Source organism: Aliiroseovarius marinus, assembly GCF_050881025.1.
GTDB lineage: Bacteria > Pseudomonadota > Alphaproteobacteria > Rhodobacterales > Rhodobacteraceae > Aliiroseovarius > Aliiroseovarius marinus_A.
This window is the reverse complement of record NZ_JBNNXQ010000003.1, coordinates 476,413-499,365: the sequence shown is the minus strand read 5'-3', so window position 1 is coordinate 499,365 and position 22,953 is coordinate 476,413. Positions and strand designations below refer to the sequence as shown.

General features: G+C 58.5%; 25 protein-coding genes. 15 read left to right on the top strand and 10 right to left on the bottom strand.

Annotated features, from left to right (window positions below):
• Positions 1 to 210 precede the first annotated feature (210 nt).
• Entirely contained in the window at positions 211 to 1,329 is a 1,119-nt protein-coding gene (locus ACRY08_RS11695; RefSeq protein WP_432450103.1) for a DUF6456 domain-containing protein, read from the top strand.
• Here ACRY08_RS11695 and ACRY08_RS11690 read toward each other — a convergent pair.
• On the bottom strand, positions 1,326 to 1,694 hold the full coding sequence (locus ACRY08_RS11690; RefSeq protein ID WP_432450102.1) for a hypothetical protein: 369 nt from the start codon (positions 1,692 to 1,694) through the stop codon (positions 1,326 to 1,328). The two genes, ACRY08_RS11695 and ACRY08_RS11690, sit on opposite strands and share 4 nt — an antisense overlap.
• A 218-nt stretch (positions 1,695 to 1,912) precedes the next feature.
• On the opposite strand from ACRY08_RS11690, the gene ACRY08_RS11685 reads away from it, so the two are divergent.
• The 9 genes from ACRY08_RS11685 to ACRY08_RS11645 all read left to right on the top strand — a co-directional run bounded on the left by ACRY08_RS11685 (position 1,913) and on the right by ACRY08_RS11645 (position 10,835).
• Positions 1,913 to 2,962 (top strand): ATP-binding protein, encoded by a 1,050-nt coding sequence (locus ACRY08_RS11685; protein WP_432450101.1) that lies wholly within the window; start codon positions 1,913 to 1,915, stop codon positions 2,960 to 2,962.
• Positions 2,963 to 3,134: 172 nt separating this feature from the next.
• On the top strand, positions 3,135 to 4,187 hold the full coding sequence (locus ACRY08_RS11680; RefSeq protein WP_432450100.1) for a substrate-binding domain-containing protein: 1,053 nt from the start codon (positions 3,135 to 3,137) through the stop codon (positions 4,185 to 4,187).
• Between the two features lie 88 nt (positions 4,188 to 4,275).
• Positions 4,276 to 5,742 (top strand): phosphate ABC transporter permease subunit PstC, encoded by a 1,467-nt coding sequence (gene pstC, locus ACRY08_RS11675; RefSeq protein ID WP_432450099.1) that lies wholly within the window; start codon positions 4,276 to 4,278, stop codon positions 5,740 to 5,742.
• Entirely contained in the window at positions 5,739 to 7,094 is a 1,356-nt protein-coding gene (gene pstA / locus ACRY08_RS11670; RefSeq protein ID WP_432450098.1) for a phosphate ABC transporter permease PstA, read from the top strand. The genes pstC and pstA overlap by 4 nt, the downstream gene beginning before the upstream one ends.
• A gap of 26 nt (positions 7,095 to 7,120) precedes the next feature.
• On the top strand, positions 7,121 to 7,909 hold the full coding sequence (pstB, locus tag ACRY08_RS11665) for a phosphate ABC transporter ATP-binding protein PstB (protein WP_432450283.1): 789 nt from the start codon (positions 7,121 to 7,123) through the stop codon (positions 7,907 to 7,909).
• A 34-nt stretch (positions 7,910 to 7,943) separates the two neighbouring features.
• On the top strand, positions 7,944 to 8,669 hold the full coding sequence (gene phoU / locus ACRY08_RS11660; protein ID WP_432450097.1) for a phosphate signaling complex protein PhoU: 726 nt from the start codon (positions 7,944 to 7,946) through the stop codon (positions 8,667 to 8,669).
• Positions 8,666 to 9,358, top strand: coding sequence for a phosphate regulon transcriptional regulator PhoB (gene phoB / locus ACRY08_RS11655; protein ID WP_432450096.1), 693 nt, complete (start codon positions 8,666 to 8,668; stop codon positions 9,356 to 9,358). Before phoU ends, phoB begins: the two co-directional genes overlap by 4 nt.
• Positions 9,359 to 9,639: 281 nt before the next feature.
• Complete coding sequence (gene aroQ, locus ACRY08_RS11650; RefSeq protein ID WP_432450095.1) at positions 9,640 to 10,092, top strand: type II 3-dehydroquinate dehydratase; 453 nt, start codon at positions 9,640 to 9,642, stop codon at positions 10,090 to 10,092.
• Positions 10,092 to 10,835, top strand: coding sequence for a helix-turn-helix transcriptional regulator (locus ACRY08_RS11645; protein WP_432450094.1), 744 nt, complete (start codon positions 10,092 to 10,094; stop codon positions 10,833 to 10,835). Before aroQ ends, ACRY08_RS11645 begins: the two co-directional genes overlap by 1 nt.
• 356 nt (positions 10,836 to 11,191) lie before the next feature.
• Here the strand turns inward: ACRY08_RS11645 and tsf are convergent, their stop codons facing one another.
• Entirely contained in the window at positions 11,192 to 12,067 is an 876-nt protein-coding gene (gene tsf, locus ACRY08_RS11640; protein WP_432450093.1) for a translation elongation factor Ts, read from the bottom strand.
• Positions 12,068 to 12,168: 101 nt separating this feature from the next.
• Positions 12,169 to 12,942: a 30S ribosomal protein S2 gene (gene rpsB / locus ACRY08_RS11635; protein WP_432450092.1), complete on the bottom strand. Its 774-nt coding sequence runs from the start codon at positions 12,940 to 12,942 to the stop codon at positions 12,169 to 12,171.
• A 211-nt stretch (positions 12,943 to 13,153) separates the two neighbouring features.
• Between rpsB and ACRY08_RS11630 the strand changes: the two genes are divergently transcribed.
• Positions 13,154 to 14,041, top strand: a complete 888-nt coding sequence (locus tag ACRY08_RS11630) for a PfkB family carbohydrate kinase (protein ID WP_432450091.1) — start codon at positions 13,154 to 13,156, stop codon at positions 14,039 to 14,041.
• A complete protein-coding gene (locus tag ACRY08_RS11625) occupies positions 14,038 to 14,946 on the top strand; it encodes a pseudouridine-5'-phosphate glycosidase (protein WP_432450090.1) in 909 nt (302 codons plus the stop codon). The genes ACRY08_RS11630 and ACRY08_RS11625 overlap by 4 nt, the downstream gene beginning before the upstream one ends.
• A gap of 36 nt (positions 14,947 to 14,982) precedes the next feature.
• Here ACRY08_RS11625 and ctrA read toward each other — a convergent pair whose 3' ends face one another.
• Positions 14,983 to 15,696: a response regulator transcription factor CtrA gene (gene ctrA, locus ACRY08_RS11620; RefSeq protein WP_432450089.1), complete on the bottom strand. Its 714-nt coding sequence runs from the start codon at positions 15,694 to 15,696 to the stop codon at positions 14,983 to 14,985.
• A gap of 97 nt (positions 15,697 to 15,793) precedes the next feature.
• Entirely contained in the window at positions 15,794 to 16,072 is a 279-nt protein-coding gene (locus ACRY08_RS11615) for a DUF1153 domain-containing protein (RefSeq protein ID WP_432450088.1), read from the bottom strand.
• Positions 16,073 to 16,197: 125 nt separating this feature from the next.
• Between ACRY08_RS11615 and mnmA the strand changes: the two genes are divergently transcribed.
• From mnmA to ACRY08_RS11600, 3 genes are all read left to right on the top strand, one after another.
• Positions 16,198 to 17,346, top strand: a complete 1,149-nt coding sequence (gene mnmA / locus ACRY08_RS11610; RefSeq protein ID WP_432450087.1) for a tRNA 2-thiouridine(34) synthase MnmA — start codon at positions 16,198 to 16,200, stop codon at positions 17,344 to 17,346.
• Between the two features lie 144 nt (positions 17,347 to 17,490).
• The gene (locus ACRY08_RS11605; protein ID WP_432450086.1) at positions 17,491 to 18,033 is read left to right on the top strand and encodes a hypothetical protein; all 543 of its coding nucleotides are present in this window, start codon (positions 17,491 to 17,493) and stop codon (positions 18,031 to 18,033) included.
• A gap of 85 nt (positions 18,034 to 18,118) precedes the next feature.
• Positions 18,119 to 18,610 (top strand): DUF2059 domain-containing protein, encoded by a 492-nt coding sequence (locus ACRY08_RS11600; protein WP_432450085.1) that lies wholly within the window; start codon positions 18,119 to 18,121, stop codon positions 18,608 to 18,610.
• 120 nt (positions 18,611 to 18,730) lie between these two features.
• Here the strand turns inward: ACRY08_RS11600 and lpxB are convergent, their stop codons facing one another.
• From lpxB to ACRY08_RS11575, 5 genes are all read right to left on the bottom strand, one after another.
• On the bottom strand, positions 18,731 to 19,906 hold the full coding sequence (lpxB, locus tag ACRY08_RS11595) for a lipid-A-disaccharide synthase (RefSeq protein ID WP_432450084.1): 1,176 nt from the start codon (positions 19,904 to 19,906) through the stop codon (positions 18,731 to 18,733).
• Entirely contained in the window at positions 19,903 to 20,715 is an 813-nt protein-coding gene (locus ACRY08_RS11590; protein ID WP_432450083.1) for an LpxI family protein, read from the bottom strand. Before ACRY08_RS11590 ends, lpxB begins: the two co-directional genes overlap by 4 nt.
• 9 nt (positions 20,716 to 20,724) lie before the next feature.
• Positions 20,725 to 21,522 (bottom strand): acyl-ACP--UDP-N-acetylglucosamine O-acyltransferase, encoded by a 798-nt coding sequence (gene lpxA, locus ACRY08_RS11585; protein WP_432450082.1) that lies wholly within the window; start codon positions 21,520 to 21,522, stop codon positions 20,725 to 20,727.
• A gap of 3 nt (positions 21,523 to 21,525) precedes the next feature.
• Positions 21,526 to 21,999, bottom strand: a complete 474-nt coding sequence (fabZ, locus tag ACRY08_RS11580) for a 3-hydroxyacyl-ACP dehydratase FabZ (RefSeq protein ID WP_432450081.1) — start codon at positions 21,997 to 21,999, stop codon at positions 21,526 to 21,528.
• 254 nt (positions 22,000 to 22,253) lie between these two features.
• Positions 22,254 to 22,946: an OmpH family outer membrane protein gene (locus tag ACRY08_RS11575; protein WP_432450080.1), complete on the bottom strand. Its 693-nt coding sequence runs from the start codon at positions 22,944 to 22,946 to the stop codon at positions 22,254 to 22,256.
• Positions 22,947 to 22,953 lie beyond the last annotated feature (7 nt).

Genomic DNA, 22,953 nt, shown 5'->3' with positions numbered 1-22,953 from the left:
TGTTGCGCCGGACTGCCTTAATTATGTCAAAAGCCTTAATAATTGTTGATGAAATGGAAACTAATATTGTTTGCCATACGCTTAGTTAACCATCCGGTAACCAATCAGATGCTAGCCATTTGCTGCATCTACTCCACCCGTGGTTGCGCTGGCATGTCGTGCTGGGGATGTGCGTCAGGCTCTTGCGAAGCCAAACGAAAAGGACTGCGAATGCCTAATACTGCGCTGTCGATAGCTGAAAGTGACGCGTTACTGCACTGGCTGCCCGATGATATCCGGCTGTATCTTCGGCACACTGAAGCCGGTGTTCCCATTCGTGCCATTGCGCGCGATCGGGGGGTGCATGCCTCGACTGTTTTGCGTCAGGTGCGCAAGACAGAAAGCCGTCGCGATGATCCGCTTGTCGATGCGCTTTTGGCACGTCTGGGCGCGCGTTTGCGCGATGTTGAGACAGGCGACGGCGCGGCCAAGCCACTGCCCCTGGCAGAGGATGATCCGGTGGCCCCGCAGATCTTGCGTTGCCTGCGCGCCATGGCCGTGAACGGCGCGTTTACGGTGGTCAGCCAAGGGGTGGATACGGCGGTTGTGCTGCGCCCGAATGGCGATGGGGACCCTGTTGCGCAAGCCAAGGCCCCCAGCTGGGTGATCGAGATGATGGCGCTGCAAGGGTGGATCGAAGGAGAAGCCAAGACCCGCCTGTCCAAATACCGCATCAGCGCCGAGGGCCGAAAAGCCCTGAACCGTATGATGGCCGAGGCCGAAGGGCGCGCGGTCGGGTTCGCAGAGGCACCCGCACGGTTTGACATGGCACCATCAAAAATCGGTGGCGCCCGTGGGCAAGGGGCTGGAAAGCGCGCGCCTGGGCAGGCCGGCGGTCGCAACGCGCGCCCTGCCGGTGCCGACAGCCCGGTGCGGGTGCTGGGCCGCGCGAAGGGTCGCACCAAACCCTATCTGAGCGCGGATCTTGTGGCCTCGGCAGAGCGATTTCAACGCGATTTCGCACTAGGTCAGTTCGACGTGGCCGCACGCGGTAGCTGGGATGCGATCATGTCTGCGCCCAAAGATCAGCAGGGGGCTCAATCGCATGAAACCGGCGTCGGCCGCCAGATCGATGCACGTAAACGCCTGACGGATGCCTTGCGCGCAATGGGTCCCGAACTGGGTGAAATCACGCTTGCGGTCTGTTGCCACGAAAAGGGTATGGAACGGATCGAAGCTGAACTGGCGATGCCTGCGCGGTCTGGAAAATACATGTTGCGCGTGGCGCTGAACTATCTGGATCGACACTATAAGAGTGTTGGTGGGGATGATCACGAATTGGTCTATTAAAGCGTCTCGCTTTTCAAACCTTCCGGAAGGCGGCCTTCGGACAATATTTCGAAGTTCAAAGCCGGGCAAATCGTGCGCATTTCTTTGTGGATGATCTGCGGATTGGGCAGGTTATCTGCCAAAACGTAGTAGGTGCCGGGAAAATCCACCTGACATAATTTCTGCGCCATATCCAAGCAGTCAAACTCCAGCGAGATCAGTGGAGAGACAACAAAATCGGGCGCAATATGCTGAAATTCCGGGGCTTCCATGGATAGAAATTCAAAGCAGGAAATCCGCACCATCTGCTCTGGCAGCGCCTGATCACCTTGCGGAAGAGCCCCCACAACAAGCACTTTCGCCTTCTTCGACGCAGCTTCTTGCATGCGCGATTCCCCTTCGCCTCTTTGACATCTGCCCGACATTGGACGCTTCTTCAGAGCGTTCCAATCACTGGAGTTTTTAAACACATATAAGGCGATGGGCGAATTGGCAATTCCACATTGGCGGGAATATTGGCCTGTTTTTAGCTTTCTGCCATCTTCATGTTACGTTTAAGTCACCTTATAGGGGCTTTGAGAGCTGTCCGAAGGATTGGGCGAAGATGATGGAAGAACTGCTCAGGGGAATCCCTTTGCCCGCGCTTGTGATCGGGGCAAACCGGCGCGTTCTGGCCGCAAATGAGCTGGCAAATGGTGTTCTGATCGACAGTGCCGCGGTTGGGCGTAATTTCATTTCTGTTTTGCGCAGGCCGGCATTGGTCGATCTGGTCGAGACATGTCTGTCCACCCGCGAAAACGGCAAAGTCAGGTGTTCGGTCGAAGACGCAAATGGGGAAGTGCTCTATGACGCTCATGTGTCCGCGATGGGCGCGAAGGGGCCGTCCGACATGGGAGTTATTCTGTGTTTTGTCGACGTCACACCGAATGAAACTGCGGGGCAAATGCGGTCTGATTTCGTGGCCAATGTCAGCCACGAGCTGCGCACGCCACTGACGGCTTTGACAGGGTTCATTGAAACACTGCGCGGCCCGGCCCGCGATGATGCGGCGGCGCAGGCGCGGTTTTTGGATATCATGGATCGTGAAACCCAGCGTATGAACCGTCTTGTCACCGATTTGTTGTCGCTAAGCCGTGTCGAGGATATGGCCCGTCTGGCGCCGCGGGATCATGTGGATGTGGAAGAGTGTTTGAACACGGTCTTCAGCAGTGTGATGCCGCTGGCAGAAGAAAGCCGCACGGAATTGCAGCTGATCTGTGATCTGGATGTGCCCGCGCCGGTAACAGGCGATCCGGACCAGTTGCAGCAGGTGTTTACCAACCTGATCGAGAACGCGATCAAATACAGCGGCGGCGACAACGCGGTGCGTGTACGCCTGTCGCGCCAGGACCATGTTGCGGCCTTTGCCGGGCCGGGGCTTGTGGTTGAGGTGATGGATGAAGGGGATGGCATCGATCCGAAGCATCTCAGCCGTCTTACCGAGCGGTTTTATCGTGTCGATGGTCATCGGTCGCGGGAAAAAGGTGGGACAGGGCTGGGGCTGGCGATTGTCAAACACATCATCAACCGGCATCGGGGGCGGTTGAAAATCACCTCTGAGATCGGCGCAGGCAGTGTTTTTTCAGTCTATCTAAGACTGGCTGACCCTGCATGAAAAAACGCGGGAAACCGCTCGGGCATCATGTCTTTTTCTGGCAAATCGGAAATTGTCACACGGCTGTTACACTAGTTTCACAAAAGCTTTGATCAACCGCCCTAGGAACGCGGCAAGTCACCTGTGCCGGACCAACCGGCAGGGCGACAAAATGATCAAACAGGAGTTATCCATGTCTTTCGTGAAACTGACCGCCTCTGCTCTGGCGATCTCTGCCGTTTCCGCAACCGCTGCTGCCGCCCGTGATCAGGTGCAGGTGGCCGGGTCTTCCACCGTTCTGCCCTATGCCTCGATCGTGGCGGAAGCCTTTGGCGAAAACTTTGACTTCCCGACACCGGTTGTTGAATCGGGTGGCTCTTCGGCTGGTCTGAAGCGGTTCTGCGAAGGTGTTGGCGAAAACACCATCGACGTGGCCAATGCCTCGCGCAAGATCAAGGACAAGGAAATCAAAGCCTGTGCCGAAGCCGGCGTCACTGACATCGTGGAAGTGCGCATCGGCTATGACGGCATCGTCTTTGCCAGCCAGATCAACGGCCCGGATTTCTCGGCCTTTGAACCGGCCGACATCTACAACGCACTGGGCGCTCAGGTGATGGTGGACGGCCAGCTGGTCGACAACGCCTATAACCAGTGGGCCGAGTTCAACGCAAACCTGCCCGCCGTTGACATCGCCGCCTTCATCCCCGGCACCAAGCACGGCACCCGTGAAGTGTTCGAAGTGAAGGTGATGGAAGCTGGCTGTAAGGCCACCGGCGCTTACGACGCATTCCTGGCCGTGGCCGAGGGCGACAGCGACAAGGCGAAAGCCAAAGCCGCTGCCAAAATGTGCTACAAAGTGCGCACCGATGGCAAATCGGTTGATATCGACGGCGACTACACCGAAACGCTGGCCTCGATTGACGCCAACAAAGACGGTATCGGAATCTTCGGCCTGGCGTTTTATGAAAACAACACCGACACGCTGAACGTCGCCACCATGTCAGGCATCGTGCCCTCGACCGAGAGCATCGCCACCGGCGAATACCCGGTGTCACGCCCGCTCTATTTCTACATCAAGAAGGCGCATATCGGCGTGATCCCCGGCCTGAAAGAATATGCTGAGTTCTTCGTCGCGGACGAGATTGCAGGCCCCGACGGCCCGCTGGCCGAATACGGTCTGGTCGCCGATCCTGAACTGGCGGCCACCCAGGCATCGGTTGCTGACGAAGCGGTTCTGACGCACTAAAAACGCGGGCGACGCGGGGCGCTTGGGCTTCGCGTCGCCACCCTCCCTTCGGGCATCACGCCCGTTTGCTGCTTTGAACGAGATTGACATGTCTGCACTCTGGCTCTTGGTGATCGTATTGGCGCTGGCCCTTGTCGGGTTCCTTGTGGGGCGTGCGCGCGCGCTGGCAACGGTTGGTGGTGATCGCCGCAAGCTTCATTCGCTGCCCAATTATTACGGCTTCAATGTCTCCATGCTGGCCCTTGTGCCGGCTCTGCTGGTTCTGGGGCTGTGGGTGGTGATCCAACCCATGGTGATCAACGGGTCCGTGTCCACGATGATCCCGCCTGCGCTTTACGACGATGCAGGTCAGCTGAACCTGATCATGAGCGATGTGAACCGCGTGGCCGATGGTCTGGATGCGGTGCAGCGCGCAGGGGTGATGAGCGAAGACGAGTTGGTCCAGCTTGACCCCAATACCACGGATCTGCGTGGCCTTTTGGGCAGTGTAGGCGTGGCGCTTGGCGCGGATGTCAGTTCTGATACCCTGTCCGCCGCCCATGCCTTGCGGGCCAAAACGGCGAGTGGCGGGCTGGCCATGACCATCGTGGTGCTGGCCATCGCCGCCGCCGGGTTCCTGGTGGCCCTGCGCATGACACATGGCGATTTTCGCGCCCGCAACAGTGTTGAACAAGGCGTGAAGGCGCTGTTGATCGCGGCGGCCTCGATCGCGATCCTGACCACAATTGGCATCGTCTTGTCGCTGATTTTCAACACGATCACCTTCTTTGGCATGTTTCCCGCAGGCGACTTCCTTTTTGGCCTCACATGGAGCCCGGAAGGGCGGGGCGGGTCCGAGCATCTGGGCATTCTGCCGCTTTTGTGGGGCACGCTTTATATCTCGCTCGTGGCGCTGCTGGTGGCCGTGCCCATCGGGCTTTTTGCCGCGATTTACCTGTCGGAATATGCAAGCAACGCCACCCGCGCCGTGGCCAAACCGCTGCTCGAGGTGCTCGCGGGCATCCCCACCATCGTCTACGGCCTGTTTGCCCTGACCGTCGTCGGCCCGCTGCTGGTGAACTTCTTCGGCGCCGACGGCCTTGGCTGGATGCAGGGCGCGCGCTCGGTCATGACGGCAGGATTGGTCATGGGCATCATGCTCATTCCCTTCGTGTCCTCGCTGTCTGACGACATCATCAACGCGGTGCCGCAGGCGATGCGCGACGGGTCTTATGGGCTGGGGGCCACGCAATCGGAAACCGTGCGGCAGGTTGTTTTGCCCGCGGCCCTTCCGGGCATCGTCGGTGCAGTGCTTTTGGCGGCCTCTCGCGCCATTGGTGAAACCATGATCGTGGTGATGGGGGCAGGGGCCGCGGCCCGGCTTGACCTGAACCCGTTCGAAGCCATGACCACCGTAACCGCCAAGATCGTCAGCCAATTGACGGGTGACAGCGATTTCGCCAGCCCCGAAGCGCTGGTGGCCTTTGCCCTTGGCATGACGCTTTTCATCCTCACCCTGGGCCTGAATGTCCTCGCGCTTTACATCGTGCGCAAATACCGGGAGCAATACGAATGAGCCACGCAAGCCTTTCGGATCAGCCACAGCCGCGCGCCAAGAGCTCGCTTCTGACGCTGGATGACCGCACCCGACGCCGCAACGCCGCCGAGAGCCGCTTTCGCGCCTATGGCATCACCGCCATCGCCATCGGTCTGGTCTTTCTTGTGGTGCTGATCACCTCGATCTTTGCCAAGGGGGTGGGCGCGTTCCAGCAGACCTTCATCACATTGGACGTGGAGCTTCTTGAAGCCAAGCTGGACAAATCCGGCACCCGCGACATCGAGAAAATCAAGAAGGTCACGACTTTTGGTTATAACCCGCTGATCGAAAACGCGCTGAAAGCCGCGATGGAAGAGGCGGGTGTTGAGAACCCCTTTGCCAAGGGAAAGGACCTGCGCAAAATGATGAGCGCGGGCGCGGCCTCGCAAATCCGCGCCTTTGTCGTCGACAACCCCGACCGGATCGGTGACACGGTCCAATTTCGCTTGTTGGCCAGTTCGCGCGTGGATGGATACCTGAAGGGCCGCGTGAGCCGCGAAAGCCTTGCGCGTGATAAGAACCTGACGCCGGTTCATCTTGATCTTGTGGATGCGCTTCGCGACGCGGGCGTGGTTGAAAAACGCTTCAACCTTGGCTTCATCACAGGCGCGGATGCCTCGGAAAGCCGTCCGGAGCAAGCGGGGCTTGGTGTGTCGATGCTCGGCAGTTTCTACATGATGCTGGTGGTGCTGGCCTGTGCGCTGCCCATCGGCGTGGCGGCTTCGATCTATCTTGAGGAATTTGCGCCGCAGAACTGGGTCACGGACCTGATCGAGGTCAATATCTCGAACCTCGCCGCCGTGCCCTCCATCGTCTTTGGTATCCTTGGCCTGGCCGTGTTCATCCAGTTTGCCCATCTGCCGCAATCGGCCCCGCTGGTCGGTGGTCTGGTGCTGACGCTGATGACGCTTCCGACCATCATCATCTCGACCCGCGCCTCGCTGAAATCCGTGCCGCCCTCGATCCGCGAGGCCGCCTTGGGCATTGGTGCCTCGAAAATGCAGACGGTGTTTCACCACGTACTGCCGCTGGCCATGCCCGGCATCCTGACCGGCACCATCATCGGGCTTGCGCAGGCACTAGGCGAAACTGCACCGCTGCTTTTGATCGGCATGGTGGGCTACATCGCCTCGAACTATCCCGGTGGGATTATCGAGGGTTTCATGTCGCCCAATTCCGCCATGCCCGCGCAAATCTATGAATGGGCAAAACGCGCCGACCCCGCTTATTATGAACGCGCCTGGGGCGGCATCATCATCCTTTTGGTGTTCCTGATGACCATGAACATCATTGCCATTATCCTGCGTCGTCGCTTTGAACGCCGCTGGTAACCCGAAAGACCGAGCCGATGAAAGATATGACGAAACCCGAAGGGATCACCGCGATGAATGACATCAAGTTCTCAGCGCAGAATGTGCAGGTCCACTATGGGGACACCCATGCGATCAAAGATGTCTCGGTCGAGATCGAAGACAAGACCGTGACCGCCTTTATTGGCCCGTCAGGCTGTGGCAAATCCACCTTCCTCAGGTGCCTGAACCGGATGAACGATACGATTGATATCTGTCGGGTCGAAGGTGATATCCTGCTGGATGGCGAAGACATCTATGACAAGCGTGTCGACCCGGTGCAGCTGCGCGCGAAAGTCGGTATGGTGTTTCAAAAACCCAACCCGTTTCCAAAGTCGATTTACGACAATATCGCCTATGGCCCGCGCATTCACGGGTTGGCCAGAAACAAGGCCGATCTTGATGATATTGTTGAGAAATCCCTGCGCCGTGGAGCAATCTGGGACGAGGTGAAAGACCGCCTTCACGCGCCCGGCACGGGCCTGTCGGGTGGCCAGCAACAACGTCTGTGCATCGCACGTGCCGTGGCAACCGAGCCCGAGGTTCTGTTGATGGACGAGCCGTGCTCGGCCCTTGACCCCATCGCCACCGCGCAGGTGGAAGAGCTGATTGACGAGCTGAAACAAAGCTATTCGGTGGTGATCGTCACCCACTCGATGCAGCAGGCCGCACGTGTCAGCCAGAAAACCGCGTTTTTCCATCTGGGCAACCTTGTGGAGTTTGATGACACCACAAAGATCTTCACCAACCCAGAAGATCCGCGCACTGAAAGCTATATTACCGGCCGGATTGGCTGAGGATTGACCGCCCGTAAGGGCAGGGGAGACTGAGATGATTGACCAACATATCGCATCCGCCTTTGATCGCGACCTTGAAGATATTCAGGCGCTGGTGATGAAAATGGGCGGGCTTGTAGAAGATTCCATCCGCGAAGCCGCGAAGTCCCTGAAGCAGCGTGACGAAGAGCTGGCCGATACAGTGCGCCGCAATGACAAGAAAATCGACGCGCTGGACATGCAGATTTACGAAGAATGCGCCCGCGTTCTGGCCCTGCGCCAGCCGATTGCGTCGGATTTGCGCACGGTTCTGACGGTGATGAAAGTGGCCGCGAACCTGGAACGGATCGGGGATTATTCGAAAAACCTGGCCAAACGCACCACGGTGTTGGTGCATATGCAGCCCATCGACGGGGCCTCTGGCGCGATCAAACGCATGTCGAAAGAGGTGCAATTGATGCTGTCGGATGCGCTGGATGCTTATATTCGGCGCGACGAAGCCTTGGCCCATGATGTGCGCCAGCGTGATATCGAAATTGATCAGATGTATAATGCGCTGTTTCGCGAATTCCTTACCTTCATGATGGAAGACCCGCGCAACATCTCGTCCTGCATGCATCTGCATTTCATTGCCAAGAACATCGAACGTATGGGCGATCATGTGACCTCGATCGCGGATCAGGTGATCTATCTGGTTTCGGGCGAGCTGCCCGATGAAGCCCGCCCCAAAGGCAATGCGCCCAATTATGAACTGCCTGAAAGCGGGTCCGAGACACCATGAGCAGCAAGACCAATCCCTGCGTTCTTCTGGTCGAGGATGAACCGGCACAACGCGAGATATTGCGCTATAATCTCAGCGCGGAAGGCTATGACGTCGCCTTGGCAGAGGATGGTGACGTGGCCCTGATCATGGTCGACGAGCTGATGCCCGACCTGATCTTGCTCGACTGGATGTTGCCGGGTGTATCGGGCATCGAGATCTGTCGGCGCATCAAAACGCGCAAGGAAACCCGCGCGATCCCGGTGATCATGCTATCGGCCCGATCAGAAGAGCTGGACCGGGTGAGGGGGCTTGAAACCGGGGCTGACGATTACGTGGTGAAACCGTTCTCGGTGAACGAATTGATGGCGCGCATCCGCACGCAATTGCGGCGCACACGTCCGGCCTCTGTTGGGCAACAGCTGGAATACGAAGACATCCGGCTGGATGGCGAAAGCCATCGCGTCACGCGCGCAGATGAGCCGGTGAAGCTTGGGCCGACGGAGTTTCGTCTGCTGTCGACTTTGATGGAGAAACCGGGTCGGGTCTGGAGCCGTGAGCAACTTCTGGATCGTGTCTGGGGTCGTGATGTCTATGTCGACACGCGCACGGTGGATGTTCATGTGGGGCGTTTGAGAAAAGCGCTGTGCCGCGCAGGTGGGGAAGACCCGGTGCGAACCGTACGTGGCACCGGATATGCATTGGGTTAAAGCGCAATCAGTTATACGCATAATTGGTATTATGTTAATATAATTGCTGCGCAAACGCGAGCAACTATATCAACTATAGTTCGCATCTATATGATAACTATACCAATTTTTGATGCGTAAGTATTATCCGAATTTTGACTGCTCCCCCCGGTTCCCTGTAATCGCAGCCCAAACCTCGCACCTAGGCAACAGAGTTTGCGCAATCACCAGATCCACCTGTTCGTTTTGCTCGACAAAGGGAAGCAAACGTCGCAAATATGTTTTGAGTGAGAGGAAACACTATGACGTCTGTTTTGGTCCTGAATGGCCCCAATCTGAATTTGTTGGGTCAAAGACAACCCGAGACCTATGGGCATACCACCCTGGCCGAGGTTGAAACACTGTGCCGTGAAACAGCGCAATCGCTTGGTGTTTCGCTTGGTTTTGAACAATCCAACCATGAAGGCGTTCTCATTGACCTGATCCATGCAGCGCGCGGTGTTCATGATGGGATTGTGTTGAACGCTGGCGCCTACACGCATACGTCAATTGCACTGATGGATGCGATTTCATCCGTGGATTTGCCGGTGATTGAACTGCATCTGTCCAACATTCATGCGCGTGAAAGCTTCCGCCACACATCTTATATTGCGAAGGTTTCTGTCGGTCAGATTTGTGGCTTCGGACCTTTTGGTTATGCGTTATCTATCAGGGCGCTATGCGATCATCTTAATGTCAGCGCTGGACGCAAGTGATGCTGGATTACGTCAAGTCGATCTGTAACAGTCAGGCGCTTGATGAAGTCTGGAAAATTCATTGTGATGCAATGAAGAGCTTTGGCTTTGATCGGCTGATCTATGGGTATTCTCGATTCATGCGGGAAAATGGGCTGAGTCCGCGCGAAGACAGCCTGTTTTTGACCATGCATGACCCCGCCTACATCAAGCGCTACATCGAAGACGAAATGTACTTTGATGCGCCCATGGTTTATTGGGCCTATCAGAATGTCGGGGCAATTGGTTGGGATTGGGTGAAAAACAATCTCGACCAGATGAACGAGCGTCAGCTGGAGGTGGTTCGTTTCAATCAGGAAATGAACGTCACTGCGGGCTATACGATCTCTTTCGCGGAAAGCTCACGTAGATCAAAAGGATCTATTGCCTTGACGGCCGAGGCGGGCACCGATCAAGCACAGTTGGACGAGATGTGGCGTGAACACGGTGAGCAGATCATCGCGATGAACAATGTGGCGCATCTGAAAATCATCTCCCTGCCCCACGACACGGCCCGTTCAAAGCTTTCAGCGCGCCAGCGCGAAGTGTTGGAGTGGGTCGGAGACGGCAAAACCAATCAGGACGTGGCCACGATCATGGGTGTTACGCCTGCGACGGTCGAAAAACACCTGCGCATTGCGCGGGAAAAACTGGGTGTGGACACCACCGCTCAAGCGCTTCTGAAGATGTCCCTTTTGAATCAAATCTATACGCCGAAAGAATAAGAAACACGCCGGTTCATCGGATCTGTTAACATATTACGTTTTCGGTATGGATTCCCTGACTACCAGAAATTGAACCTTCACGGCATATTAATCATGTTCCGTGAGTGGTGGCCTAAGGCCTGGGAACTTGGGGTGGTGGTTCTGATATTACAGATGACACATCATTCTGCCGGGAAACCGGAGCTGGCGTCATGTTCGAATTGCGATAAGTGGCGCCAGCACTTACGGGTCTTCTTTCTATAGTCAGACAGTCGTCGAAGAGCGCTTCGCGACGCGCTTATTTAGTATTGGCACAAAAAGAAAGGGGCCACGCGGCCCCTTCCCCATTATCTTGATCCGGCGCGCAGGCCGAGCGCTTAGCCCTGAACGGCCGCAGCAACTTCAGCAGCGAAATCGACTTCTTCTTTTTCGATGCCGTCGCCAACTTCCATGCGCACATAGCCCAGGATTTCAGCGCCTGCTTCTTTGGCAGCCGCTTCCACGGTCAGGTCCGGGTTGATCACGAAGTCCTGTCCCAAGAGGGTGACTTCGGCCAGGAATTTCTTCATGCGGCCTTTGATCATGTTCTCGATGATGTTCTCGGGCTTGCCGCTTTCACGGGCCTGCTCGGTCAGAATGTTGCGCTCTTTTTCGACCACGGCCGCGTCCAGAGCTGCTTCGTTCAGCGCCTGCGGGTTGGCAGCGGCGATGTGCATGGCAACCTGACGGCCAAAGGCTTCGTCGCCGCCTTTCATCGCAACCAGAACGCCGATTTTACCCATGCCGTCGGTGGCCGCGTTGTGGATATAGGTCACAACGGTTTCGCCTTCGACAACGGCCATACGGCGCAGCGACATGTTTTCGCCGATGGTGGCGATTTTGTCGGTGATGGTCTCTGCAACAGATTTGCCGCCCAGATCGGCAGCGTTCAGCGCATCAACATCAGCAACATTCAGAGCCGCCGCGGCGATGCCGCCAACCATGTCCTGAAATTCGCTGTTCTTGGCAACGAAGTCGGTTTCCGAGTTCACCTCGACAGCAACGCCCTTGCCGCCTGCAACAGCCACGGCCACCAGACCTTCAGCTGCGGTACGGCCCGCTTTCTTGGCGGCTTTCGCGAGGCCCTTGGTGCGCAGCCAGTCCTGAGCGGCTTCCATGTCGCCGTCGGTTTCGACCAGTGCTTTTTTCGCGTCCATCATGCCAACGCCGGTGGATTCACGCAGTTCTTTGACGAGTGCAGCAGTGATTGCCATGTCTCAACTCCTTGGGGTCTCGGGCGCAGGGTAACCTGCCCCGGTATCAATTCGGTGACGGATATGCGGGCCAGTCCCCTGCCCCGCATGTCGTCTTGTGCTTACTCGGCCGGTGCGGCTTCTTCAGCGACGGCTTCCTCGACGGGCGCTTCTTCCATCGCACCCAGGTCAACGCCAGCGGCGCCCATCTGAGCGGTCATGCCGTCCAGCGCCGCGCGGGCAGCCAGGTCGGTGTAAAGCGCGATGGCGCGGGCTGCGTCATCGTTGCCGGGGATGATGTAATCCACGCCTTCCGGCGGGCAGTTGGTGTCGACGACGGCCACAACCGGGATGCCCAGCTTGTTGGCTTCGGCGATGGCCAGAGCTTCTTTTTTCACGTCGATGACGAACAGAAGGTCAGGCACGCCGCCCATTTCGCGGATCCCGCCCAGCGAAGCCTGCAGCTTGGCCTGGTCACGTTCCATGCCCAGACGCTCTTTCTTGGTCAGGCCTTCGGCGCCAGCGCCCAGCTTTTCGTCGATCTCTTTCAGACGGTTGATCGACTTGGACACGGTCTGCCAGTTGGTCAGCGTGCCGCCCAGCCAGCGGTGGTTCATGTAATACTGAGCCGACTTTTCAGCCGCATCTGCGATGGCGCCAGCGGCCTGACGCTTGGTGCCGACGAACAGAACGCGGCCACCTTTGGCAACGGTCTCGCGCACAGCATTCAGGGCTGCGTCAAGCATCGGCAGGGTCTGCGTCAGGTCAAAGATGTGGATCCCGTTACGCTCGCCATAGATGAACGGACCCATGCGCGGGTTCCAGCGTTGCGTTTGGTGACCAAAGTGAACACCAGCTTCAAGCAGCTGGCGCAGTGAGAAATCAGGCAGAGCCATGTTCTTTTCCTTTTCCGGTTTCAACCTTGGCAGCGCGTTTCGAAGGAAGCCCTTCAACCGGTGGACATATGGGGATGTCTCCCCCATAGGCCCGCACGCCGCCTGTGGATTAGTAGCGCGCGTATACAAGTCCGCGAGACAGCGCGCAACCCCTAAGTTTTCTGCCCTGCTCTGGCTTGTCCTTGCCGCCAAAGCGCGGCAAAGAAGGGGTATGACACATGATATCCTTTGTATCGGATCGGTCCTGTGGGACGTGATCGGGCGCACCCCGCACGAGATGCGCGTGGGGTCGGATGAACCGGGCCGCATCACCCGGCTGGCGGGGGGCGTGGCGATGAACATCGCCATGACGCTGGGCCGCTTTGGGCTGAAACCTGCGCTGTTGACGGCCATCGGACAGGATGCGGAGGGGGACGCGCTTTTGGCAGAATGTGCGGCACTGGGCATGGTGACGGACTATGTGCTGCGTCCAGACGGGTTGCCAACGGACCGGTATATGGCGATCGAAAGCCCCGCGGGGCTTGTGGCTGCGGTAGCAGATGCCCATACGCTGGAGGCCGCCGGTGACGCGATCTTAGCCGCACTTGAGGATGGACGACTGGGCTCTGCTCATGCGCCTTACGAGGGTCTGATCGCCTTGGATGGCAACTTGACGGAAGCGCTGTTGACCGATCTTGCCGAGAGGCCAAGCCTGTCGCGCGCAGATTTGCGCGTGGCGCCGGCCAGCCCCGGCAAAGCGCGGCGATTGGCGCCCCTGATGTCTCATCCCGGCGCCACGCTTTATGTCAATCGAGAAGAGGCCGGGTATTTGGCGGGGCAGTCTTTTGCGACCGCCGCCGAAGCTGCCAAGGGGCTTTTGCAGGCAGGGGCCACCCGTGCGGTTGTGACCGATGGCGGCAGCTTTGCTGCGGATGGTCATCACGCACGCGGCGTCATCGAAGCGCCCTGCCCTTCAGTTCGCGTGCGCAGGATTACCGGCGCAGGCGATACATTTATGGCGGCCCATATTGCGGCCGAACGCGAAGATCAGTCGCCAGAGGCGGCCCTCACCACCGCCCAGGCCATCGCTGCGCGCTATGTTTCCGGAGAAGATACATGACCTTGCCCCTTCATTTTTCGCCCGAGGTGCAGGCGGCACGCGCGGCCGGAACACCGGTTGTCGCGCTTGAAAGCACGATCATCACCCACGGCATGCCGTGGCCGCAGAATGTCGAAACCGCGCGCGAGGTGGAAGCCGAGATCCGCGACAACGGTGCGGTGCCTGCCACGATTGCAGTGCTGGAGGGGCGATTGCATATCGGGCTGACCGGGGAAGAGCTGGACGCCTTGGGGCAAGCCAAAAACGTGTCAAAACTGTCTCGTGCGGATTTTGCAGCCTGTTTGGCCATGGGGGGCACCGGGGCGACCACGGTGGCGGCCACGATGATCGCGGCCGAACTTGCGGGGATCCGCGTGTTTGCAACGGGCGGCATTGGCGGGGTGCACCGGGGGGCAGAGGAAAGCTTTGATGTTTCTGCCGATCTACATGAGCTGTCGAAGACCGCTGTGACCGTCGTGGCGGCTGGGGCGAAAGCCATATTGGATATTCCAAAGACGCTGGAAGTTCTGGAAACTCTGGGGGTTCCTGTCATTGCTTATGGGCAAGACGATTTTCCAGCTTTCTGGTCGCGACAGTCAGACCAGAAAGCCCCGTTGCGTATGGATGATCCAAAACAGATCGCACGCGCGATGGACATGCGCAGGTCCATGGGGTTGGAAGGTGGTCAGCTGGTTGCCAACCCGATCCCGGTCGAGGCTGAAATCCCCAGACATGTGATCATGCCGGTTGTTGAAGATGCGTTGGTGGCGGCAAAAGACAAAGCTATTTCGGCCAAGGCGGTCACACCGTTCCTGTTGGATCGTATTTTCCACGCCACCGAAGGGGCGTCCCTGACAGCCAATATTGCTTTGGTGAAAAACAATGCGCGCCTTGCGGCGCGCATCGCTCGTGAATTATCTGCCTGAGGATGGAGTGGCCCCGGCAGGGCATTTAAGCCGTGATCACGCGCCCATGGCAATCTGGGCGTCCAGCTCGGCGGGTTCCGGATCCCGAAGGACATAGCCCCTGCCCCACACGGTCTCGATGTAGTTTTCACCATCGGTCGCCGTGGTCAGTTTCTTGCGAAGTTTGCAGATGAAGACATCGATGATCTTCAGTTCCGGCTCATCCATGCCGCCATATAGGTGGTTCAGGAACATCTCTTTGGTCAGGGTTGTGCCCTTGCGCAGCGACAGAAGTTCCAGCATCTGGTATTCTTTGCCCGTCAGGTGAACCGTGCGGCCATCCACATCGACGGTTTTCGCGTCAAGGTTGACTGAGATGCGGCCCGTTTTGATGACGGATTGCGAATGCCCCTTCGAGCGGCGGATGATCGCATGAATACGCGCAATCAGTTCTTCGCGGTGGAAAGGTTTGGTCATGTAGTCATCAGCACCGAACCCAAAGCCCTTGATCTTGTTTTCGGTGTCATCAGCACCGGACAGGATCAGGATCGGCGTGTCGATCCGTGCCATGCGCAACTGGCGCAACACCTCATGCCCATTCATATCGGGCAGGTTCAGGTCCAGAAGGATCAGGTCATAGTCATAGAGCTTGGCCAGATCGATGCCTTCTTCGCCAAGGTCAGTGGCATAGACGTTCAGGTTCGCATGGGTCAGCATCAGTTCAATGCTGCGGGATGTGGTCGGGTCGTCTTCCACCAGGAGGATACGCATAGTCGGGTTCTCCGCTCTTCAATTTCATCGTTGCAAGCAGCATTACGTGAAATGGTTAATCACCGGTTACCCTCAGAGAACTTTTAGCGAAAACACGTTAAGGTTGTCTATACCTTTGTAGAGTTGTGGCTTTTAAAGCGGCCTCGCCATGCTCTTTTACGGCCCGCATCCACTCTTCCAGCTCATCTTCCGACAGCGCATACATCTCGCGCGCTTCTTTTTCCGTGACCAAACCGGACCGCACCGCCTTTACAACAGCGGCCTTGCGACTCGCGACCCAGCGGCGCGTATCTTTCGGTGGCAAATCTGCGCGCGTCATAATCGACCCGTCCGGCAGCGTGACGGCGCGTGGCCCCTCGACTTTTTTCAGGTACATTCTCTGCCCTCTTTCAAAATGATGCGCCAAGATTGATCGGTCGAGCTTAAAGGAAGGTGAAGCCGCCCCTTGTTGTTCATTCGAATTTTCCTATATTCCGTAACTCTTTTGTAGGATTCTGCCCGATGACCACCGTCCCCACAGATGCGCCTGTCCTAAACTCGCTGGGCTTTGCCAAATCGCCCGCGGAGACCCGCGTGGTCGTCGCCATGTCCGGCGGCGTCGACAGCTCTGTCGTGGCGGCGAAACTGGCAGACGAGGGCTATGACGTGATTGGGGTCACGCTGCAGCTCTATGATCATGGGGCTGCTTTGGCCAAGAAAGGCGCCTGCTGCGCGGGGATCGACATTCACGACGCACGCCGGGTGGCTGAAGACATGGGCTTTCCGCATTATGTGCTGGACTATGAAAACATCTTTCAGGATGCGGTCATTGAAGAGTTTGCCGACAGCTATCTGGGCGGCGCCACACCCGTGCCCTGCATTCGCTGCAACGAACGTGTGAAGTTCAAAGACCTGCTGGCCACGGCGCGTGACCTGGGTGCAGATTGCATGGCGACGGGGCACTATATTCAACGCGCGATGGGGGAGCATGGTGCCGAGTTGCACCGGGCGGCGGACCCTGTGCGGGACCAGAGCTATTTTCTGTTTTCCACAACGCCTGAGCAGCTGGACTATCTGCGCTTCCCGCTTGGTCACTTGAAGACAAAGGCGGAAACTCGTGAACTTGCAAGGAAATATGGGCTTGAGGTGGCGGATAAGCCAGACAGTCAAGACATCTGTTTCGTGCCCGATGGCAACTATGCCGGCGTGATTGAAAAACTGCGCCCCGGCGCCGCGGAGCCCGGCGATATCGTGCATGCGGATGGCCGGGTGCTGGGGCAGCACGAGGGCGTGATACACTACACGATCGGCCAGCGGCGTGGGCTTGGTATCGGCGGATTGTCCGAGCCGCTTTACGTGGTCAAGCTGGATGTGGATGCCAAACAGGTTGTGGTCGGCCCGAAAGAGCTTCTGGCCACGCGCACGGTGCCCATTCGCGAGATCAACTGGCTGGGAGACGCCCCGTTCACCTCGCGCAAGGAATGGCATATGGGCGTGAAAATCCGCTCTACCCGCCCGCCGCGCGAGGCGATCATTCGCCCGATTTCAGAAACCGAGGCGGAAGTTGAATTGCTGACCGCCGAGGAAGGCGTCAGCCCGGGTCAGGCCTGCGTCTTTTACGACTTGAATGGCCCGCGCATTTTCGGCGGTGGCTGGATTTGGCGCGGCTAAAGCGTTTCCTGTTTTTGTGTGGATCACAGCTATCACTGAAAACGCGCATGATCCTGAAACGCATTGGTCGCTATTGCGTTGACCCGGCTGGGAAAATGCTCATGCTTGCGCCAGACCTAGACCCACACCCTTGGCGGAGTGCCCATGCGCGTTTTCTCATTTCCTGCCCTTCTGTTGGCCTTTTCTGCGTTCGCGGCCCCCTTCGCCACGGCGCAGACGCATGAGGACAAGCTGGCGATTGCCCGCATGCATCTGTCGCAAAGCTTTCATCACCTCGCCATCGAGGCTGACAGCATCACCACTGCAGAGCTGATTGTTGATGACCTGATTGCCAAAGGGCATGATATCACCGACGAACAACGCAACCAGATTGTCGATTTGTTTCGCATGGTGATGGCCGAAGAGACCCGCAAGATGCTCTTGTCCTTTGACCAGATTCTGGCCGACTATTTCACCTATGATGAACTGGTTGCCCTGCGGAACTATGAAATCAGCCCCACCGGTGATCGCGCCCGTCAACGTCTGTCCATCGTGATGTCTCAGGCCAGTGCGCAGGTTCTGTCGTCCGCCACGCGCAATTTTCCAGACCTGGAACCGCAATTGGCGGAAATTCTGGGGGCAGAAGCTGCGCGGAAACTTGCTCCCGAGCTGTCTGGAGACGCGCCTGAACAAGAACCGGCCGACTAGGCCAACAGCGGCCATCGTCGCGATACAGAGGTAATTCTCACCCCTTCCGGCCCCAAAGGGTCACTTACTTCAAAGGATATTCTGAATGTTTGCTTCTTTTACCCGTTCCGCTGGCGCCGCCTTTGCCCTTACTGCGCTTTTGATGTCATCCCCCGCCTTGGCTGACAGCGAGGCGGAGCGTCAGGCGGCGGCAAAAACCTATATCGAGGCCACGCTTGAGGATCTTGATATGGCAAGCGTCGTTGAAAACATGTGGAAACCCGTGGTCGACCAGTTCCGCGCGCAGGGCACCGAGGTGACCGAGGCCAAGATCGAGGCTTTGCGCACGCTATATGCCGATCGCTTCACGGAACCGATGTACGAGGTGATGCGTGCTCAGGCGAGCGTTATGGCAGACGTCTATACGCTCGATGAAATCAACGCGCTGGCGGCGTTTTACCAAACCGAACACGGCAAAGCGGCCATCACCAAGATGCCCAAGCTGATGGAACGCCAGATGCCGCAAATCCTCTCCATGGTGCAGCGCGAGATGCCCGAAGTTTTGCCGGAAGTGATGAAAATCATGCAAGGCGAATAGCCAGCGCGGGTGCGCCTTTTGAAGGTGCTTGGGTGACACGTCCAAACGGCCTCAGTTCTGGGGCCGTTTTTTGTTTCGCCTTGTTGCTTTGCCGCTAAAATCAGTCAAAACGCATGGGTTTCAGCGCTGGCTACGCGCGCTCACCACATTCATGACCGCTTGGGCCGCCCGCAGGCCCGGCGCATCGCCGCCCTGCCCCAGCCGCTCCATGGTCAGGCGCATGGCGTCTTTCTGGGCGTCGGGGTTTGCAAGCGTATCCAGCACCGCAGGCGCGATCCGGTCCGGCGTGCAGTCTTCGCCCAGAAATTCCGGAACAACACGGCTTTCAGAAACCAGATTGACCAAGGTGACCGTGTCGATCTTCAACAGGCGTTTGATCAGCCTGCGGCTGATCCAATTCATGTCATAGGCAATCACCATCGGTGTGCCAGAAGCCGCCAGCTCCAATGACACGGTGCCCGAGGCCGCCAGCGCGACATCCGCCGCGCCAAAGGCAGCGCGTTTGGCCGCTATATCTGTGGCGGGGATCAGGATGGGCTTGATGGGCCAGTTGGTCACCTGCGCCTGCACCAGATCCTGCACCCCTTGCGCCACGGGCACCACCACTTGCAGACCCTTGTGGGTTTGCGCCACGCGGCCAATCGTGTCACCGAAGCGTTCTGCCAATCGTGTCACTTCACCCCGGCGCGATCCGGGCAGCGCAAGCAAAAGCGGGGCGTCATGAAGGTCATGCGTGTCGCGAAAGGCTTTGACCTCATTGTCGCTGGCCAGTTCTTCGGCCACCACCGGGTGCCCAACGAAGTCACAGCCCATGCCGGCTGCTTCCATATAGGGCGGCTCGAAGGGCAAAAGCGCCAGCACATGATCCACCCATTCGGCCATCTTGCTTGCGCGTTTGGGGCGCCAGGCCCAGACCGAGGGTGCCACATAATGCACCACAGGAATGTCATGGCCAAAGGTTTGGCCTTCGACCTCGTCTTCCTTCACGATACGCGCCACACGCAGGCAGAAATCCGGGCTGTCGATGGTGATCAGAACATCCGGGTCCGCGAGGGTCACAGCTTTGGCAGTTTCGCGAATGCGACGTTTCAGGTGGAAATATTTGGGCGCGACCTCGGCGATGCCCATGATGGACAGTTCCGACATGGGAAAAAGAGATGTCAGCCCCTCGGCCTGCATCGCGGTGCCGCCAACGCCCTGAAACTCAACCTGCGGTGCAAGCGATTTCAGACCGGCCATCAAGGCGGCGCCCAGACGGTCCCCCGAAGGTTCGCCTGCGATCACGAAGACCTTCATGCCCGGTCCCCCCGCACGTCCAGAAACAGGTCATGCGTGGCCAGAAGCGCCTCGACCTTGTCGCGCTCAAGCACAATGACACCTTCCTGCAGAACGATGCCGCCCAACCCCGCATCGGCCACCGCACGCACCGTGTCCGGGCCAATGGTGGGAATATCCATGCGCCCATCCTGTCCCCGCTTGGGGCGTTTTACGAAAACCCCGCGCGCGCCCTGTTTCAGATGCTCGGGCGTGTCGCCCACAAACTTCAACAGCGCATCCGTGCCCTGAATGCTTTCAATGCCAAGACATTGCCCGCCGGCGAATACCACGGCCTGCGCCACATCTTCACCCGCCAAAACCTCTAGCAGAGACCAGCCGCGATCTGCGTCTGCGCGATCCTGCGCGCTGGTCGCGCGACCGGCGTGACTGGCCTCGATGGCCAGTGCGGCGGTCACCTCTGTGGCGCCCACCACGGTAAAGCCCTGCTCTTCGAACACCTCGGCCACCAGCCGCAAGAGCGCGTCATCCCCCTTGCCCAGAACGGCTTTCACACGGGGAAACAAGCCCATGGTCACCCGGTCCATACGCAAAGGGTTCAGTTTTGGACGGTCGACTTTGCCCGCAAAGACAACGCGTGAGACGCCTTCGCTGCGCATCGCCTTGAAAAGAGCGCCCAGCTTCTCATAGCTGGCCTCAACCGGGGTCACACCCGCGGGCGCGGCCACCTCGACGCCTTTGATGGTCACAAACAGCGCATCCGGATTGGCCGCCGCAATTTCCTGCGGCAAGCTGCCCGTTCCGGCGATGATGGCAAGGCGACCTGTCATGGCAGTCCCTTATTTCGGCGTCAGAAAGCCGCGATCGCTGTCGCCGGTGATGAACCGCACCATTTCGCGCACATATGCGCTGTCCGTGTCATCTGTCAGGCGCGCGGCGCGTTCCTGGAATGATCCTTCCCCCTGTTTCAGCATCAAGAAGGCAGCTCTCAGCGCGGTGATATCCGCCCGGTCCACGCCGCGCCGCTTCAGGCCCACAAGGTTCAGCCCGTCCAGCTCTCCGCGCGGGCCTTGCACCAGCGCATGGGGCAGAACATCCGCCGTGACCATGGACAAAGCGCCGATAATGGCGCCGCGCCCGATGCGCACCCATTGGTGCAGACCCGACAGGCCGCCGACGATCACGTCATCCTCGATCACCACGTGACCAGCGACGGCCACGTTGTTCACCAAGATCACATTGTTGCCGATCTGCGCGTCATGGGCCACGTGACAGCCCGCCATGAAGAGCCCGTCATCGCCCACGCGCGTGACAAAGCCCCCGCCCGCCGTGCCGGTGTTCATCGTGACATGTTCACGAATGCGGTTGCGCTTGCCGATCACCAGCTTGGTGTCTTCGCCCGCAAATTTCAGATCCTGTGGGATCTCGCCGATGACCGAGAAGGGAAAGATCACGGTCTCATCCCCGATCTCGGTATCCCCCGTGACGACCACATGGGATTTCAGTTCGACGCCCGCGCCCAGCTTGACCGCGGCGCCAATGGTGCAAAACGGGCCAACCACGCAGCCCGGTCCGATCACCGCGCCGTCTTCAACGATGGCGCTGGCGTGAACCTGTGCAGAGGGGTCAATGCCCATCGCTTAGCCCTTTCCGCCCGTGACGTCGATCATCGCCATGAAGGTCGCCTGACAGGCCACCTCGTCGCCGACCTTGGCCACGCCGTCAAATTTCCAGACTTTGGCCCCGCCGCGCACGGTGGTCACATCCAGCGTCAGCACATCACCCGGCACCACCTTGCGGCGGAATTTGGCGCTGTCGATGCCCATGAAATAGACCACGGCCCCTGATCCCACCAGATCCAGAGACAAAGACACCATCACCGCCGATGTCTGTGCCATGGCCTCGATGATCGTCACGCCGGGCATGATGGGCAGGCCGGGGAAATGGCCCTGAAAATGCGGCTCGTTCATGGTGACCATCTTGATGCCGCGGGCAAATTCGCCTTTGCGGATATCCTCGACCCGATCGACCAGCAAAAACGGATAGCGATGCGGGATGCATTCCTGAATAAGCTGGATATCTGCGGTGCTGGGCACATCTGCCATGTCTGTCATCCTTCTGTTTCTCAACCGGTTCTGATGCCGGTGTCGACTGTCTTGGGCGCCCCTTAGACGCCGCTTTCTATCTGAGTAAAGCCTTTCGGCGCCAACGTGAAGAACTAAAGCGTTTCCAGTTGTTGCCCGATCACAGCAATAGCCGGAAACGCATTGGTTTGCCGCTGTCGTGACGGCGCTTTGCATCTCGGGATGTCGAAATAGGAAAATCAGGCACGTTGACGCAGTTCCATCCGGCGCGAATGAGGTCGCGATCAGTTTTCAGGCGCGCTCGGTTCAGATGGGGCCGGCAGATCATCGGGGTCGATTTCCAGCGCATCAGGCGTGGTGTCCCCCTGTTCTGGCGGTGCAGACGGATCGAGCTGCGTTCCATCCCCAAGCGCCTCGTCAATGCGCGCCACCGCGCGTGCGGTGATGTCGACATTCTGCGTGGTCAGCAAAATGGCGCGCCGATCAAGGATGACAACGGCCCCGATCTCGCGCAGAAGCTGGCCCAGAATTGGGCCGATGCGGTCGAAAAAAGCGGCCTGTTCGCTTTCCAGAATGCGCACGAATTCCTGTTCCCGCGTTGCGCCTTCGGCCCGAAGCGCGCGAACTCTTTCGTCAAATTCGGTGGCAAGAGCGCGAAAAGCCTGTGGGGTCATAGTTTCGCGCTGCTTGGTCAGGTCGCGTTCTTCCTGTAGCAGCTGAGCCTCGACACGGCGGGTTTCTTCGGCCAGCCGTTTGCGCTCTGCTTCAACCGACGCCACAACGCGCCGCCCGTAGGCGGTGCCAGAGAAAAGCTGCTGCCGGTCGATGGTCACGATCTGACTGACGGCCCGCCCAAGGTCCTGCGCTGCCGCCTGCCCGGTCCCCAGCCATAGGGACACGGGCAAAGCCAGACCAAAACAGCTTACCGCCACCAGAGTGGCCTGCACGGTTTTGACTGCAGACCGTGATAGGGTCATCGGCCGA